13 protein-coding genes, 1 tRNA gene and 1 riboswitch are annotated in these 16,395 nt (G+C 38.3%); of the genes, 10 read left to right on the top strand and 4 right to left on the bottom strand.

The window, feature by feature from the left end; genetic code table 11:
- Positions 1-22: 22 nt before the first annotated feature.
- Both SLP02_RS13090 and SLP02_RS13085 read right to left on the bottom strand, forming a co-directional pair.
- Positions 23-733 (bottom strand): hypothetical protein, encoded by a 711-nt coding sequence (locus tag SLP02_RS13090; RefSeq protein ID WP_319421097.1) that lies wholly within the window; start codon positions 731-733, stop codon positions 23-25.
- An 80-nt stretch (positions 734-813) separates the two neighbouring features.
- A complete protein-coding gene (locus SLP02_RS13085) occupies positions 814-2,223 on the bottom strand; it encodes an ABC transporter substrate-binding protein (RefSeq protein ID WP_319421096.1) in 1,410 nt (469 codons plus the stop codon).
- A gap of 371 nt (positions 2,224-2,594) precedes the next feature.
- On the opposite strand from SLP02_RS13085, the gene SLP02_RS13080 reads away from it, so the two are divergent.
- Positions 2,595-3,077, top strand: coding sequence for a hypothetical protein (locus SLP02_RS13080; RefSeq protein ID WP_319421095.1), 483 nt, complete (start codon positions 2,595-2,597; stop codon positions 3,075-3,077).
- A gap of 189 nt (positions 3,078-3,266) precedes the next feature.
- On the opposite strand, the gene SLP02_RS13075 is transcribed toward SLP02_RS13080, so the two are convergent.
- The gene (locus SLP02_RS13075; protein WP_319421094.1) at positions 3,267-3,440 is read right to left on the bottom strand and encodes a hypothetical protein; all 174 of its coding nucleotides are present in this window, start codon (positions 3,438-3,440) and stop codon (positions 3,267-3,269) included.
- Between the two features lie 285 nt (positions 3,441-3,725).
- On the opposite strand from SLP02_RS13075, the gene SLP02_RS13070 reads away from it, so the two are divergent.
- The 6 genes from SLP02_RS13070 to SLP02_RS13045 all read left to right on the top strand — a co-directional run bounded on the left by SLP02_RS13070 (position 3,726) and on the right by SLP02_RS13045 (position 11,455).
- Positions 3,726-6,296 (top strand): protein kinase domain-containing protein, encoded by a 2,571-nt coding sequence (locus tag SLP02_RS13070; protein WP_319421093.1) that lies wholly within the window; start codon positions 3,726-3,728, stop codon positions 6,294-6,296.
- Between the two features lie 38 nt (positions 6,297-6,334).
- Complete coding sequence (locus SLP02_RS13065) at positions 6,335-7,345, top strand: lysylphosphatidylglycerol synthase domain-containing protein (protein WP_319421092.1); 1,011 nt, start codon at positions 6,335-6,337, stop codon at positions 7,343-7,345.
- Positions 7,346-7,466: 121 nt separating this feature from the next.
- Positions 7,467-7,615: riboswitch (cobalamin riboswitch) on the top strand.
- Between the two features lie 318 nt (positions 7,616-7,933).
- Positions 7,934-8,605 carry a HupE/UreJ family protein gene (locus tag SLP02_RS13060; protein WP_319421091.1) on the top strand — a complete coding sequence of 224 codons (672 nt, stop codon included), beginning with the start codon at positions 7,934-7,936 and terminating at the stop codon, positions 8,603-8,605.
- 23 nt (positions 8,606-8,628) lie between these two features.
- A complete protein-coding gene (cobW, locus tag SLP02_RS13055) occupies positions 8,629-9,675 on the top strand; it encodes a cobalamin biosynthesis protein CobW (RefSeq protein WP_319421090.1) in 1,047 nt (348 codons plus the stop codon).
- 163 nt (positions 9,676-9,838) lie between these two features.
- Positions 9,839-10,375 carry a COP23 domain-containing protein gene (locus SLP02_RS13050; protein ID WP_319421089.1) on the top strand — a complete coding sequence of 179 codons (537 nt, stop codon included), beginning with the start codon at positions 9,839-9,841 and terminating at the stop codon, positions 10,373-10,375.
- A 36-nt stretch (positions 10,376-10,411) separates the two neighbouring features.
- Positions 10,412-11,455 (top strand): S1 family peptidase, encoded by a 1,044-nt coding sequence (locus tag SLP02_RS13045; protein ID WP_319421088.1) that lies wholly within the window; start codon positions 10,412-10,414, stop codon positions 11,453-11,455.
- A gap of 347 nt (positions 11,456-11,802) precedes the next feature.
- On the opposite strand, the gene SLP02_RS13040 is transcribed toward SLP02_RS13045, so the two are convergent.
- Positions 11,803-13,278, bottom strand: a complete 1,476-nt coding sequence (locus SLP02_RS13040; RefSeq protein WP_319421087.1) for a chloride channel protein — start codon at positions 13,276-13,278, stop codon at positions 11,803-11,805.
- Positions 13,279-13,932: 654 nt separating this feature from the next.
- On the opposite strand from SLP02_RS13040, the gene SLP02_RS13035 reads away from it, so the two are divergent.
- From SLP02_RS13035 to SLP02_RS13025, 3 genes are all read left to right on the top strand, one after another.
- Positions 13,933-15,243, top strand: a complete 1,311-nt coding sequence (locus SLP02_RS13035; protein ID WP_319421086.1) for a CmpA/NrtA family ABC transporter substrate-binding protein — start codon at positions 13,933-13,935, stop codon at positions 15,241-15,243.
- Entirely contained in the window at positions 15,240-16,094 is an 855-nt protein-coding gene (locus SLP02_RS13030; RefSeq protein ID WP_319421085.1) for an ion transporter, read from the top strand. The genes SLP02_RS13035 and SLP02_RS13030 overlap by 4 nt, the downstream gene beginning before the upstream one ends.
- An 86-nt stretch (positions 16,095-16,180) precedes the next feature.
- A tRNA-Thr gene (locus tag SLP02_RS13025) sits at positions 16,181-16,252 on the top strand.
- Positions 16,253-16,395: the final 143 nt, after the last annotated feature.

Raw genomic sequence — 16,395 nt, 5'->3', positions numbered from 1 at the left:
GGAGCTAATTTAAGTCAAAAGGTTATTTCGTTGAAGCCTTGTTATTCCACATATATTTGCCAGGGACGGTGCGCTCTAAAATACCTTTTCTGAATTGTAAACTGAGGACGCTGCTAAAAGATTTTGCCACTTTGTTTTGTTGTGTTTGATCTAAACCATCAGGATAGAAATAAGCCACAATGTCTGGTGAACTAATAACTCCATCTTGCTTTTTAACAAAGTCCAAGACTCCAGTAGTAATGTTCTCGTAAGTATCTAGTCTGGCAGACGGAGGTAGTGTACTATCGAGTTTGTTCTTAGATTTGGTCTGAGCTTGTGGTTTGACCTTCGCTTTTGGTGATTTAGTTTTGGTCTGGCTTTTTTTAACTGCTGTTTTCTGCTTCGATTTATCTGCTTTAGATTGAACTGCTGGCATTTCTACTGGAGCAGTCTCCTCTGCTTCAGTCGGATGGTATCCATTACTCTTATTTTCTTCGTCTAGCGTTACGTTGGCAGCTAATTGTTGAGTCTTATTGAGACTATCAATAATATTGCGACAGGCTTCTAACTCAGTCTGGGTAGTTGCTGCCTCAGCTTCTAATAGTTTCAAGGATTGGGCATGATAGGCGATCGCCTCTTGTTGATAACTAGCATTTTGTTCCAAGTCCGCTAACATTTGACTGTAGATAGCGAGCTTTTTTTCACTATCGAACAAATTTTGAGGTGGTTTAGGAGGTACGGGAATGTTAGTCACTTTAATGTTTCATCTAATAGCTATCAACCTAATTCTATCCTGCTAGAATCTAAATTAAATATTAATTAATAAAGTAATATTTAATAAACAGGTACAAAATCATAACCATAGGAAGAACGATTTCCAGGCTGCACCTTAACTAACTGTACTGCCCAATTGCGATCGCCTGAAGGTAAAAACTTCACTGTACCCGATGCTCCATCAAAAGAAAATCCTGACTGAGATAAAGTCTGCTGTATTCCTTGACGACTAGGACTATTAGCTAAACCAGCAGCTAAAGCTTTGGTGGCATCATAAGCCATCGCCGTGCGCCAGCTGACATCTCCTCCCCACAGACGACGAGCAGCATCAGGAAAATTGGGGTTAGTATTTCCCGAAATGTGCCAAGGTACGCTTACAACTAAGCCTGCTGCCTTTTCGCCTAAGATTTGTAGGGTTTGAGGTCTATAAAAGCTATCTCCTGCTAACATTGGCAATTGACGATTGTTTAGCTGCATTAGCAAAAATGCTTTGTCTAATGTAGTCGAATCATCGAGAAAGACTAGTACTTCTGCGCCATTGCTAGCTGCTGACTGCAACGTCTCTGCTGGATTAAAATTTCCTTGGGATAAATCAGTTTCGGTCACAATTTCTCCCCCGTCGCCAACAGAATTGGTAGTAAAAGCATCTCTGAGGGATTTGCTATAGTCACTTTGAGAATTATAAATTATCGCAGCCTGACGCTGGTTGAGTTTTTCCAGCATATATTTAGACAGGGTATTGCCACTAAAGCGATCGCTTGGTACAGTACGAAAGATATAGTCGCCTAAATCAGATAAAGCCACAGAGGTGCTGGTAGGAGAAATAGCAACCAAACCGTGTTTTTGGTAAATCGGTGCAGCAGCTAAGGTAACTCCAGTAGAAAAATGCCCCACTACCCCCACAATATCTTGACTTTTAACGAAGTTTTGGGCGATTTCCTTAGCTGATTTAGGATTATTATCATCATTAGCAATGATTACTTTTAAAGGAACACTATTAATTCCCCCTTGCTGATTAATTTCATCCTGTGCCTGTGCCACACCTCTAAGTATTTCCTTAGCTGTAGTCATATCTGTGCCTACTGGAACAGGTACAGCAATACTGTAGGCTTTGTTGTCACCAATACGAGCATTATTGAGATAAATAAGGGCTTCGGGATCGTTACGCTTTATTTTTAATGATTGCTCTAGTTGAGATACTGCTTCAGAGTAATTAGCATTGGCGATCGCCTGTACTGCTTTTTGCTTTTGGGGAGTAGTATCTTGACTAATTAAAAGTTTGTTTCCTGTACTAATTTGTTTTTGATCGAAAGTCGATTTAGTAGATTGGGGTTTTCCCGCAGATTCAATAGTTTCTGTTGGGTTTGAAGACTGTTTATCTTTAGTCAGCCACCACAAACCACCACCGATTACGCCAAGAGTCATTAATAATGACAATAATAAAACCGTAGTTTCTCTTTTCTGGCTCATAACATCAAATAAATAAAAATTAAAAGGATAAAGTAATAGTTATTAAAATGATTAATGGCGACTAACCTATATATTGTTTAGGCTGGTCTAATTCAAACATAAACATATATCATTGAAAAGCGCATAGCTAGAGAAAATACAATTCGACTGCCCAAAATTATAAAGATTCAGTCATATATACTAGCTCGATTTATTTTGTGTTCTTTTATAAAGTTATAAAAAACATTATTACTAAAATGTTCTTGTTATTTTTAGCCTTTGGTTTAGTAGCTGCTTGTATTGGTAATGACTCTTAGTCTAAAACATTAGAAGCAGATGAAAAAATTAAGATTCAACCAAATCCTTCAGAAGCTATTCATAAAGCTTTAAAGTTGAGCAAAAATACTAACGATATTCAGCTAAAAATAGCTAATAGAAAACCAGTACAAGTTTCATTTGAAGAACTAATTGAGCATTTGCCCCAACCACCTAAAGGGTGGATAGCAGAAAAATTTCAAGGTGAAACAATATTTTTAGGAAACTATAGTATTTCACAAGTTAGTCAGATATATACTCAGCAAAGTAAGCAAATCACCATTCGTATATTTGATTGGGCATTTAATTCTGCGCTTTATACGCCTTTTTTAATGACTACGGATTTTAGTCAAGAATCAACAGAAGGATATAACAAAAGTATTAAAATTGATAATATTTCTGGAAAAGAATATACTTATAGTAGTAAAAGAAGTTTAAATTTGCTCGTATATAATAAATTTTTTGTGCAGATAGAAGCTATAAAGATTGAGAAGACTGAGTTACGAGAATGGTGGCAGTTAGTTGATTATAAATCTCTAATTAAGCTCAACAATAACTAAACAGAGCTAAATCTAAATCTTCCAAACAAATGTCAACCGAAAAGTATTGAATTAAAAGCTAAGAGCTGAGAGCGATTCAGCGCGGACTTGACGGTTTTCGTATCATAGCGACTGAATCTACAAAAAACTTGTCCGCATATAACTACTAATAGTATTCCTTTCGAGTTCACACTTGATTTAGCAATGTCTTTAAAATATATTTAAGCCAATTTGGGGCATGATGGTACTCAAATCATCTAATGCAACTGGAGCAGGAGCAGCCATATCTGAAGGTAAAAAAATACGTGCGCTCACTGCAAATAAGGCTAGCAAAAAAATTATTAGTACGGCTAAAGGGGCTATATATTGGCGAAGAAATGTCATAATTCCAAAAAGTTGGCGATAGTAAACTATAAAAGCGATTAAAGTGAAAGCTAAAAAGCTAATTTGTATACGGGGCTAGATAATAATTTTATCGTTAACCTGAGCTTTTATGTTGCAGAACGGAAAATTAAAGTATGACGCTTCAGTTTTATACAGCCAATTGTTAACGCTAAATAAATTAAGTATAAGATTCCCTTGTATACTACAGCTAACTGCAATCTAAAGTAGGTTCAATCTTTTAAAGATGTTCGCTACAATTTAAAAATCTTGTGTTTCAGATATGCCATGTCAGATTCAGATTTCACTATTCCTATTTCTCAATCCGAAGGCTTAAACTCTGAACGGAATACTAAGTATGGCTACAAAACTCTCAAATCAGGAGATATATTAAACGAAAGGTTTTCTATTGTCAGAGAATTAGGTAGTGGAGGATTTGCTACTACTTATTTGGCTTTAGACAACCAACTGGCAGATGAACACAAATGCGCTGTTAAACAACTACAGCCAAGATTTAATACTTCTGCCGTGTGGGAGAGTGCCAAAGAGAGGTTGGCAACCGAAGCAATGGTCTTGCAATGGTTAGGTAAACACGCTCAAATTCCTCAATTTATTGGTCATTTTGAAGAAAAAAAACAGTTTTACCTAGTTTTAGAATTTATTGAAGGCGAAGAATTTGAGCAGGAAGTCCATCGGCAAATATTAAATGAAGCTCAAGCAATTCAGTTTTTATTTGATGTTTTAGAAATACTCAAGTTTGTTCATCAGCAAGGTGTAATACATCGGGATATAAAACCATCCAATCTAATCAGACGTAAACAAGATGGCAAGATGAGCCTGATTGATTTTGGTGCAGTTAAAGAAATCGGCACCTTGGCTTTTGATACCAGCAAACAGCAGATTAAAACCCAGATTATTGGTACTCCAGGGTATATGCCCCCAGAGCAAAATAACGGCAAGCCAATCTATAGTAGCGATATCTTTGCTTTAGGTAAAACAGTTATTTTTGGGATGACCAATAAATCTCCCTTGGAGTGGGAGGAAGCTGAAGCTAGTGGCGTAACTGCCTGGAATAAAAAAATAGCCATCAGTGAAGCTTTTTTGAAGATTATTAATCGCATGACTGCTGGTAACTCTTCACAACGTTACAACAGTGCCAAAGAAGTATTGCGCGATCTTCAACCATTAGAAATGATTGGTAAAACTATCGCTAATAAATATCAGATAGCTAAGTACCTAGGTGGCAGAAAAGAAACACACTCTTATGTAGCTAATAGTTTAGAAGAAAGTAAACTTAGATATTATTTAGAAATTCTGCAACCTCTGCAATTGAGAGAATCTTCAGTATCGGCAATGAATCAAGAGATAATGATCGGCTTTAGTAATTTATCAGCTATTGATAATGATCAGAAAACTCCAGCGGTAATTGAATATTTTATCGATGAATCAAGAATTTATATCGTTCAAGAGTATGTAGAGGGAAAAAATTTAGCGCAAATTATTGAGGATCAGTTTATCCTTTCAGAAACTGAGGTAGTTGAGATTCTGATTAATGCTGCTACTGCTTTACATCCATTCCACAGACAGCAAATTATTCACGGCAACATTAGACCTTCTAGCCTAATTAGACGACACAAGGATAATAAAGTTACTTTGGTTGATTTTAATTTAGTCAACGAAGCTATCAATTTAATTCCTGAAAGCAAAACTGGCTATATTCCTCCAGAGCAAATTGCCAACAGTCCTACTTTGGCAAGCGATATCTATGCTCTAGGTATGACTGCTATTCATGTACTAACGGGAACTTCTCCGCAAAATTTAGAGAAAAATCCCCGCACGGGAGAAATATTGTGGCATCGAAAAGCCAGAATTAGTCCTAACTTTGCCAAAATCCTAGATAAAATGATTTATCTAGATCAAAATCAACGATATCAATCGGTAAACCGAGTAGTCAAAGACCTCAAAAAAATCAAGCACAAATCTAGATTTAGAGGATTATATAAATACTTGATCATTGCTCCTATCTTGTTTTTCGGAATTCTATATGGCTGGACTCAATATAGTCAGAGGGCGGCGATTTTGGAGTTCTATCGCGGCGATACCAAATTAGACAAAAACCAATATCAAGCAGCTATTGACTATTACAATAGTGGACTAGGAAGATTACCAAATACTAGAGGACAGGTAAGAAATTTTGAACAAGTTTGGTTAAAAAAAGCCAAGGCACAAAGACAATTGGATGATTATCAAGCAGCTTTGAATACTTGCGACACAGCTTTAAAATACTATCAAAGTCCTCAACTTTGGAACTGTAAAGCTTTGACTCTGTATAATCTTGAAAAATATGATTTGGCGATCGCAGCATATAATCAAGCTATAGAGATTGCTCCTGAAAATGTCTGGTTGTGGAACAATCGTGGTGAAACCTACACCCGTTTAGGGCAGACAGACAAGGCTATAGCTGATTTTCAAAAAGCAATCTCGTTAGATCCAGATAGAAGTTTTGTTTCCTGGAATAACTTGGGCAAACTATACTTTGAACAAGGAGATTATCAACAGGCATCAGAAGCTTATCTAGAGGCATTAGCCGTTAAACCAGATTATTTGCCTGCCTTAATTGGATTAGGCAATGTTCAAAAACATAGCCAACTATACACTCAAGCTGTGGATTCTTATGATCGAGCATTGGCTATTAATCCCGATTATCATGAAGCCTGGTATGGTAAAGGCTCGGTCGCCGAATATTCACAAAATTATCAAACAGCTAAAGAATACTATCAAAAAGCAGTAGATTTAAAGCCAGATTGGCAAGCAGCAAATCAAGCTTTAGAGAGAATCGAGCGTAAACTTGGCAGTTGATTGAGGTAATAGGTAATGGGTAATCAACAATTTACTGAATGAAACAGATTCTTGCTCAAATTAAACCTTATCTACGCTGGTTTATTTTGGGAGGTATATTATTTTTCTTGGTCAAGACACTCAAAGATCGCTTGATAGAAGTTGCTTCAGTTGAAATTGATACTCAAGGCTGGCTGATGCTAACGGGAGCATTAATCATAACTATCTGCGCTCATGTTTGGTCTGGTTGGGTATGGACATGGATTATCAAAATTTTTCAACAGCCTTTAAGCACAAAAGAAGGTATTAGAGTTTATCTATTAACCAATATTGCTAAATATTGCCCAGGTAACATCTGGCACTTTTATGGCAGAATAACCGTTGTCGAGCGCAAAGGAGGTTCAAGGGGTGCTGCAACTCTTTGTGTCTTGTTAGAGCCATTATTAATGGCAGCAGCAGCCTTATTTATTGGTTTGACCAGTAGCGGGTTGATTTGGTCAGAGGATATAGATTCGCCAATTTCGTTATTTGTCTTGAAGATTATTAATTTGATTACTGATAAATTAAGCTGGCTAACAATCAATGTTGATTCTCAGATTTTGTTATCTGCTATCAGCATTTTAAGTTTGGCTGGCTTAGTAGTAGTGCTAATTGGCATACATCCCTTCATCATCAATCAACTCTTACACCGATTGAGCCGTAGTAAAAACAAAGCTGATGCGATCGCGGCACAAGCTATTAAATTAGATCGATATCCTTTTATTCCTTTTCTAGGGGAAATTGGATTTGTTGTTTTTAGAGCAACTGGATTTATGCTGACTTTTATGGCGTTGCAGTCTGTGACGTGGCAACAGATTCCTCAATTAACCAGTGCCTTTAGCTTTGCTTGGTTGTTAGGCTTGATTGTTCCAGGCGCGCCAGGAGGCTTGGGAGTATTTGAGGTTACCGCTTTTAGTCTTTTAGATAATACTCAGTTTCCCGCAGAAATAGCAGCAGTGGCACTGTATCGCCTAATTAGCATCTTAGCAGAAGCGATCGCCGCAGGAGTATGCTGGAAAAGTAATAGTTAATTCTATTCAGGCAAACTCGCTTTTTTGTGTTTCATGTTAATACACACAGTATTTGCGAGCTAAATTATTTCAATTTCTCCTGTCTGTGGTAGATTGACAGATGGTAGTAAAACAAAAATATACTGCCTATCTAAAATTCGGTTTTAATGATGAGCAGTCATTAAATGTAAAGGGGAAAGTTCAGTGAAAATCTGGCACTGTCCCGCAACTGTAAAGAGATTGTCGTCAATTTCTGTAGTCAGAATGCCCGCCGATACTATATACAACCACACTTAGATCATATCTGCGAGGTACAGATAATGTTAAATTCACTTCATAACAATTGTCGTTGGCTTACTCTACGTAGCTTTAACTTTTTTAAGCATTTATTACTAGTAATAAACCAAAATAATTTCAAACAAAAAGCACTTCTTAATTTAATAATGGAGCGGTAGAAATTGAAGTACCGTGCTTTTGGCTGACAAACAACTAATTAGTTAATTACTACTCTAAAGTTTGTTTTGCTGAATTTTGTTATTCAAAAAAACAAAATATCTGTAGCTATTGATTGGTGTTTACAGGGTTTTGAATCAAATTTAATCACAAATTATGAACAAAAATAGTGCGATCGCGCAACTTTCTCGTAAGGTAATTGCTTTGGGTTTTCTGGCTAGTGTCTTCGGGAGCATTAGCTTACTGCTTATCCCTTCCCCTGCGCTGGCTCATCATGCTAGCGGTGGAAAACTTCCTAGCAGTTTTGCATCGGGGTTTCTTGCTGGTTTGGGTCATCCTGTAATTGGCATCGATCATCTCGTTTTTGTGATTGCTATTGGCTTATTAGCAGCTTTAAGCAGCAAATTAGGTATGGTTATTCCTCTGACATTTATTCTGGCTACGGCTGTGGGTACAGGCATACATTTACAAAGCGTTAATCTACCGATACCAGAATTAATTATTTCAGCTTCAGTGCTAATTGTGGGCATCTTCTTGGCAAAAGAAAATAAAACTAATTTAGCTTTATTAATTATTATTGCTGCGATTGCTGGTATTTTTCATGGTTATGCCTATGGCGAATCTATTGTCGGTGCTAGGGCTAATGCTGTAGGGGCTTATCTACTTGGTTTTTGTTTAATTCAGCTAGGGATTAGCGCGATCGCTTTTTATGTCGGCAAATCGATTCTCAAAAGAGCTTCGGGATCACCCAGCTTACCTCTACGTTTTGCTGGATTTGCCGTGTGTGGTATTGGGTTTGCCTTTCTCTCCAGCAACATCTTAGGTTAATTATTTATCAGACTTTAATTATTATGCACAAAATTCCCGTTACCGTAATTTCAGGCTTCTTAGGCGCAGGCAAAACAACCTTAGTGCGCCATCTACTGCAAAACAACCAAGGAAGACGCATCGCCGTCTTGGTTAATGAGTTTGGCGAAGTAGGTATTGATGGTGATTTATTGCGATCGTGTCAAGTTTGCGATGAAGAAGATGGCGATAGTAATATTGTTGAACTTACCAATGGTTGTTTGTGCTGCACTGTGCAGGAAGAATTTTATCCAGTCATGCAAGAATTGCTGAAGCGTCGCGATCAAATTGACTGTCTTTTGATTGAAACTTCGGGATTGGCTTTGCCCAAGCCTTTAATTCAAGCATTTCGTTGGCCCGCAATTCGCAATAGTGCCACTGTAGACGGAGTAGTAACCGTAGTAGACTGCCATGCTTTGGCAACAGGCAACTTAGTAGGAGATATTGACGCTTTAGAGTCTCAAAGACAGGCAGATCCTAATTTAGAACACGAAACGCCCCTTGAGGAACTTTTTGAAGATCAGCTAGCCTGTGCTGACATGGTGTTGCTGACCAAGACTGATTTGGTTGATGAAGATAGATTGAGCAAAATCAAAGCTTGGCTAAAACAAGAATTACAGCCTGGGGTAAAAATAGTCACTGTAAGCAAAGGAGAAATCGCTCCAGACCTTTTATTAGGCTTTAATGCTGCGGTTGAAGATCATTTAGATAGCCGTCATTCTCATCACGATCACGAAGCAGAACATGAACACGACGATGATATTAATTCCATTGAACTAATATCAGAACAAGCCTTTGAGCCTGAAGCTTTAACTAAACAACTCAAGCAATTGCTTCAAGAACAAGAGATTTATCGCGTCAAAGGATTTATCAATGTGCCAAATAAGTCAATGCGCTTGGTGTTGCAGGGAGTAGGCAATCGTTTTGATACCTTTTACGATCGCCCGTGGGCAGCCGATGAACCAAGACAAACTCGCTTAGTGCTAATTGGACATAACTTAAAGCGAGATTTAATAGAACAATCTATTTTGGGCGATAAGGCAGTAATCTAGTTTTGATCGCTGACATTGTACTTAATTCAGTTTTACATAGTGTGCAGTTTATAATTTGTCAAGGTGAAAAACTCTTACGAAGCAAGGTTTGCTACATTAGTATTAGATATAAATACTTAACGTATCCTTTTTCCTATAGCTCACACTATCTATCTCAATTACCATGAAAATTAAATCGTTAGCGGTCATACTTGCTGGATTAGGCGTTGTTATTGGCGGCGCGATCGCATCTCCAGCTAAAGCACAAACTAAAGACACCAATACCTATTATTGCGCTCAACTTAATGGAAATTGGACTACCTTTGTCAATACCCCCAGAGGCAGAATATCCTTAATTAACTGGCAAAATAGCTTTTCTGGTGAATGGACTCCTAAAAACCGATGCGGTGCTGTTTCACAGCGTTTCCAAGGATTTTTAGACAAAGGAAATCTCAAGTTTATTCGTACAGGTGATGTAAACAAAATGCCTGTACTTTGTGTAGCCAATACCAGAGGCGGTACTTGTCCTGAAGAAAACGTCCTGGTAACTCTAAAGCAAGGCACAGATCCAGAAGAAGTACTAGTCAAACTCGTGGATTTCCGTCGTAGCGTTAGTGGACAAACCTTGACTCTAAGTGGAGATGATCCTGGTTTCTACTCTGACGGTGAATTTTATGTAGATATGGCAAAATTCCTCGACGCTGTACCCGTAAACAATTAAAAATATAGATAAGAGCAAACTTATCAAGACTAGTTAATGAAATGGCTACCTAATCAAGAGTCAGAAAAAGGCTTTGGGAGAACAATCCTTGCAAACATTAACTTCTCACAATCCACATCCCAGCTAATAAAACTGATGATCTGTTTAATTGGCACTGGGATGTTTTTATCTGGAGATGTTTCTAAGTTAAAAACCAAAATTGTTGGTAGCACTACTTCTCAAGAATTAGTCAAAGAAATCAGTCACCATGCAGCAAACATCAGCGTCAAAATATCAAGCGGTGATTTTTTAGGTTCTGGCTTTATTGTGCTGCAAGAAAGTCAAAAATATACTGTCATCACCAATCAACACGTTTTGCGAGCAGGAGAAGCTCCCTACAGTATTGAAACTGCCGATGGAAAAACCTATTCAGCAAAAGTTGTGACCAATTCAACTTCCAAACAAGATTATGATTTGGCTGTATTAGAATTTAATTCCCATAATACCTATCCCACAGCAAAAATTGGTAGTTCTTTATCTCTTGAGGTCGGAGAACCAATATACGCTGCTGGATTTCCCCGTTCTGAATTAGAAAGAATATCTTCTCCCTTTATCTCAAAACAGCCTCAAAATAATGAGCCTAATGGTTTTGTGCTTAAGTCAGGTCGAGTTGCTATGATTTTAAATCAAGCTCTTGAGCAAGGATATCAAATAGGCTATACCAACAATGTTCAAAGAGGAATGAGCGGAGGTCCTTTATTAAACAGCCAAGGAGAAGTAGTCGGCATAAATGGTCAGCACGCCTATCCTCTTTGGGATTCTCCTGAAATTTATCAAGATGGTTCTCAGCCTTGTCCTGCGTTACAGAAATTAATCACACGCTCAAGTTTGGCGATTCCCATTGAAAAAAGCATTGGCTTAACACCACATTTAGAGTCTCTTGAACCACTACCTAACTCAAAAATCGCTCGTAAATCTACGTCGCTAGAAAATTCCCGATTAGTTACTAAAATGCAGGCAGAAGCGAAAGTAACCAATCAAAGCTGTAAAAAATCTACTGATGATCTTCAAGAACAAACAACAGGTGATCCTAAAAACTAAAAAATAATATAAACTGCGTCCACATAGAAAACAGTAGTTCTTCAATGGTGTAGTGAATCATTTACTTTAAAAGATATTGTTTTTTCGTATAAGTTCTTGTTTGAAGCAGGGCTATTTCATTCTCGCTCTTCGAGAGAATTTATTCTTTGCATTAACTAACATCAATTTAATCGTTGAAAAGATCGAGACAAGAAACACCCGCCCAACCAATTAAAACTATACCGCCCAAGAAAGAAGCAATATAGGCAATTGGACCCCAGCCGAAGTCTGTCGTCATAAGCAAACAGAAAAAGCAGGTCGAAATTAATAGCACGAAGATTGTCACCAAAAAACTCATAAAATCTATCTTAAATACTCACTAATTTTTTCAGCTTGTTTAAACCAGGAATTATAGTTTGTTTTTCTCCAACTAATATCACTTTTTCGAGAATTAGATTAGACGAATCAACTTCTTTTAAGTCTCGATATCGTTGAGTTTTAATCATGGTAATTTGGCTAGTTAAGACAAAACTGACAAAAGAGGCGATCACAATAACAGGCAGCATTGCCGTCCCCGAAAGTACGCTGAGGATAATACTAGTACTTACGGGAGTTTTAGTAACAGCTACATTTATTGCTGCCATCAAGCAGACCATGCCCACCGTAGGATGAACTTGAGGTACTGCTAAAGACACGGCATAACCAACATTAGCACCGATAAAAAATAGGGGAAAAATGAAGCCACCCAAGAATCCAGAATGTAGGGTAAAGCTAATGGCAAACATTTTAGCAACAGCGATCGCCAGTAATAGACCAACACCTAAACCAGCCCCCGTTTCAATTACGGTTTGAATTTGTGCCTCGCTAAAGAATAGGGTTTGCGGGAAAGCAAAAGCAATTAGACCAATTGATAAACCACCTAAAGTTGCTAAGACAATCGGATGATGTTCTAGAGGTTTTAGTAGCTTGCCAATCAGACGAAAGATGATAATAAACATTACTGCAAATCCAGCACCAATTACACCCAAAACTAAGCCTTCTAGTAAGTTTTGAGGGGAAAGTGCAGGAACTTCTTCAAAGTGGTAAAAACCACCGATAGTTATGCCCGTGTTTAGTCGAAATACGGCGAAGGAAAAAATGGCAGCAATAATCGATGGGGCGATCGCTTCAAAATACTGCAAACCGCGACGGTGAGGAATTTCTAGGGCAAACAAAGCTGCACCAATCGGTGCGCCGAAAAAAGCTCCTAAAGCTGCACTCATCCCGCAAAAAGTAAGAATTCTCACCGAAGTTTTGCAAAGATTTAATTTCTCTCCCAGCCAGCTTCCCAAGCTACCGTTAACCTGAACTAAAGGTGCTTCGGGTCCCGCGCTCCCACCAGAGCTAATGGCAATTAAAGAGGTGACAATCATCGCTGGAGTTTGGCGGATATCGATTTTGCCTGGGTTATGAATTTTATCGACCACTTGAGCCATTTCTCCAGGAAGCCCAAAGAAATAAAGAGCTAAACCAACAAAAAATCCGCCAATAGTAGTGGCAATCCAGACATAGTTACTAACCCCAAGCCAGCTAGGAAAATAAGGCTTGACTATTTCAGGCAGGGTGTGCCACATACCGTGCATCATGCTTTCTAGCACGAAGTAATAAATAGTAGCCGTCATACCGCCAAAGATACCTATAACTACAGCACAGAGATAAAGCTGTGAGTAATTTAACTGTCTATTGTCGCTAATGCTTTCTAGACTGGGTTTGTTTTCGTGGCGATCGCTTATCTCAATTTGATGGGAGGAAACGGTCGGGTCTCCCGACCATGTTCCATTCCCGTGTTGACCATTTGACGACATATATATACTCCTAAAAACGTTCTCAGTTAAACTATGAAAAAAATAATCTCATCGCGTACCAACCCAAACATTCCAAGTTCAATGCAAAATGCGATCGCGACCACTAAATGACAATATTCCAGACATAAATAATCAATTCTTCAGTGGTTATAATTTTTTAACTTCAATCTTTTTATCGCCTTAATATCAAATAAACAAAGATAACTATAGTTATTTTTATGGTCTTAAATTTGAAATTAAATTTAATCTAAATATTTATTCTCGATCATCAATAAAAACTACATTTATGCTATTGATGATGGTATCAAAGCTGTAAAATTTATTATTTTTAAATTAAAGACCAGCTATCAATTGAACCTAATATTAATAGGTATCTGCTAGATGTAGCTAAAGACACACATTTTCCTAGCTTAATTTTTTTTTAATGTTTCTGGGTTTCTATTAACAATTATTGGTTTTAATGTCATGAATTGTCTACAAAATAAGCTTACAAATTCTAGAAAACATGAATTTTATTTATAAGATTCAGCTAAAAAATATTATAAATTAGTAAAAGCCGATACTGAAAAGTCGAATCGATTTATTTACTATTAAGTGTCGAGCGTTTAAGCGCCATTGCTTAATTTCTCGGATTTTCAAATAATATATTCATTGATGTCCAAATTTTCCAGAAGGCGATTTGTCGGTTCGGCAGGTGCGATCGCTGCTGGTCTTCTCGGTCATGGCTGTACGTCTACAACTTCAGAGAAAACAACTCAATCTATTAACTATGCAGCCCCTACTACCAATGGGCTAGAAGTGAACCAAATTCGCTTGGGATTTATCGCCCTGACTGATGCTGCTCCTTTAATAATTGCCTTAGAAAAAGGATTTTTCCGCAAATACGGTCTGACTCAAGTTGAAGTTGTCAGACAAGCTTCATGGGCAAGCACCCGTGACAATTTAGTGCGAGGTTCGGCAGCAGGTGGCGTAGATGGAGCGCATATTCTTAGCCCCATGCCTTACTTAATGGCTACGGGAACAATTACATCAGATCAGCCGCTGGCAATGAATATTTTGGCACGTCTAAATGTTAACGGTCAGGGAATTTCTTTGGCTAATATCTACGAGTCAGTTGGTTTAAAAAGCGAAAAACTCAAAGAAGAAGCAGAACAAGCCAAAAGCAAAGGTCCAGGAAGAAAACTTAAGGTAGCAATGACCTTTCCAGGAGGGACTCACGATTTATGGATTCGCTACTGGCTAGCTGCGGGAGGAATTAATCCCGATACAGATGTATGGATGTTTGTCGTCCCACCGCCACAAATGCTGGCAAACCTTAAAACAGGAACGATGAATATGCTCTGCGTGGGAGAGCCTTGGAATGCCCAGATAATCAGGCGTAATGTCGGTCATTCTGCTTTAACTACGGGACAACTATGGCAAGATCATCCTGAAAAAGCCCTGGCAATGCGTGCAGATTGGGTCAATCGTTATCCTCGCGCAGCTAAAGCAATGTTGATGGCAGTGTTGGAAGCGCAAATATGGTGTGATGAAATGGCCAATAAGGAAGAAATGTGTCAAATTGTCTCAGCTCGCAAGTATTTCAATGTTCCTGTTAAAGATATTTTGGAGCGAAGTAAAGGTAACTTTGATTTTGGTAACGGACAAGTTTTAACTAATAGTCCGTATCGGATGAAATTTTGGCAAAATTCGGCTTCCTATCCCTATCAAAGTCACGATCTTTGGTTTTTGATTGAAAACATTCGCTGGGGCTACTTACCAGCCGATACCAATACTCAAGATTTGATTAAGCAAGTTAACCGCGAAGATTTATGGCGAGAAGCAGCACAGGCTATTGGTCAAGAGCAAGCAATCCCCAAAAGCACATCTAGAGGGATTGAAACCTTTTACGATGGCGTTCAATTTGACCCTGAAAACCCTACCGCTTATTTAAATAGCTTACCAATCAAAAAGCAGCGAATATGACTAAGACTAAACCACGTTCGGGATCTCGCGATCGCCTCCTAAGACGTAAAAATACTAGAATAAACCGTTTCAAATACTTTATTTTCAAAATGTTAGAGGTTAGTCACCACGATGACCTGTTGGGCAAAGCTTTTGATAACTTTATGATTGCGCTGATTTCCTTGAACGTCATTGCTTTTGCTTTCGAGACTGTGTATTCAATCTCTATTCCCTACAAAAGCTATTTTAATAACTTTGAAACGTTTTCTGTGATTATTTTCACCATAGAATACTGTCTACGACTATGGATCTGCACCCTAGAGCGGCAATATCGTCATTTTCTTTGGGGCAGAATTAAGTTTATCTTCAAACCCTTATCGCTGATCGATTTACTGTCAATTTTTCCCTATTATCTATTTATACTTTTTCCTAATTTAGTTTTTATTCCCGAACTTCATCTGTTGCGACTGGCTCGACTATTAAAAATAGGTCGCTATTCCGAGTCTATGAGAACTTTGAGCAATGTTGTGGCTGCTAAACGTCATGACTTGCTTTCAGCTACCTTCACAGTGTTTACCCTACTCATGTTTTCTGCCAGTTTGGTCTATTTCGCCGAACAAGCTTCTCAACCAGAACTCTTTTCTAGCATTCCCGCTTCGATGTGGTGGTCTGTTGTTACCTTAACTAGTGTTGGCTATGGAGATATCTATCCCATCACGCCTATTGGCAAATTATTAGGCGGAGTTATTGCAGTGTTGGGATTGGGTTTAGTGGCACTACCAACGGGAATTTTAGCTTCTGGCTTTGCTGAAGAAGTACAGCGTAAGCGCAGTAATCCCACCTGTCCCCATTGCGGAAAACATCTTGAATAAATGAATTATCTTGAGAATTGCGATCGCAACTTAATTTCATCTTCTTTAATTAAGTAGTAGATGCTATACTATTTTAGACGCCGAATGCCCCGATGGCTCAGTGGCAGAGCGCGTCCTTGGTAAGGACGAGGTCGCGAGTTCAATCCTCGCTCGGGGCTTTATTAAATTATATTCACACACCTTGGGTGAGGACGAGGTCACGAGTTCAAAGCCCGTTAAGCTAATCAAAATGCAATCTTGCAATTTCTTATAGATACCCCGTTTTTACTGCTCTTACGGTTCGTAAAATAATTCCTATTAA

Origin of the sequence: Pleurocapsa sp. FMAR1, from assembly GCF_963665995.1 — a bacterium.
Taxonomy (GTDB): domain Bacteria; phylum Cyanobacteriota; class Cyanobacteriia; order Cyanobacteriales; family Xenococcaceae; genus Waterburya.
This window is presented reverse-complemented; position numbering and strand designations above follow the sequence as displayed.

What these genes read in the sequence shown, in the direction of transcription:
- SLP02_RS13085 (WP_319421096.1), bottom strand. Translation starts at nt 2,223, where the DNA reads ATGAGCCAGAAAAGAGAAACTACGGTTTTATTATTGTCATTATTAATG.
- SLP02_RS13075 (WP_319421094.1), bottom strand. Translation starts at nt 3,440, where the DNA reads ATGACATTTCTTCGCCAATATATAGCCCCTTTAGCCGTACTAATAATT.
- SLP02_RS13070 (WP_319421093.1), top strand. Translation starts at nt 3,726, where the DNA reads ATGTCAGATTCAGATTTCACTATTCCTATTTCTCAATCCGAAGGCTTA.
- SLP02_RS13065 (WP_319421092.1), top strand. Translation starts at nt 6,335, where the DNA reads ATGAAACAGATTCTTGCTCAAATTAAACCTTATCTACGCTGGTTTATT.
- SLP02_RS13060 (WP_319421091.1), top strand. Translation starts at nt 7,934, where the DNA reads ATGAACAAAAATAGTGCGATCGCGCAACTTTCTCGTAAGGTAATTGCT.
- cobW (WP_319421090.1), top strand. Translation starts at nt 8,629, where the DNA reads ATGCACAAAATTCCCGTTACCGTAATTTCAGGCTTCTTAGGCGCAGGC.
- SLP02_RS13050 (WP_319421089.1), top strand. Translation starts at nt 9,839, where the DNA reads ATGAAAATTAAATCGTTAGCGGTCATACTTGCTGGATTAGGCGTTGTT.
- SLP02_RS13045 (WP_319421088.1), top strand. Translation starts at nt 10,412, where the DNA reads ATGAAATGGCTACCTAATCAAGAGTCAGAAAAAGGCTTTGGGAGAACA.
- SLP02_RS13040 (WP_319421087.1), bottom strand. Translation starts at nt 13,278, where the DNA reads ATGTCGTCAAATGGTCAACACGGGAATGGAACATGGTCGGGAGACCCG.
- SLP02_RS13035 (WP_319421086.1), top strand. Translation starts at nt 13,933, where the DNA reads ATGTCCAAATTTTCCAGAAGGCGATTTGTCGGTTCGGCAGGTGCGATC.
- SLP02_RS13030 (WP_319421085.1), top strand. Translation starts at nt 15,240, where the DNA reads ATGACTAAGACTAAACCACGTTCGGGATCTCGCGATCGCCTCCTAAGA.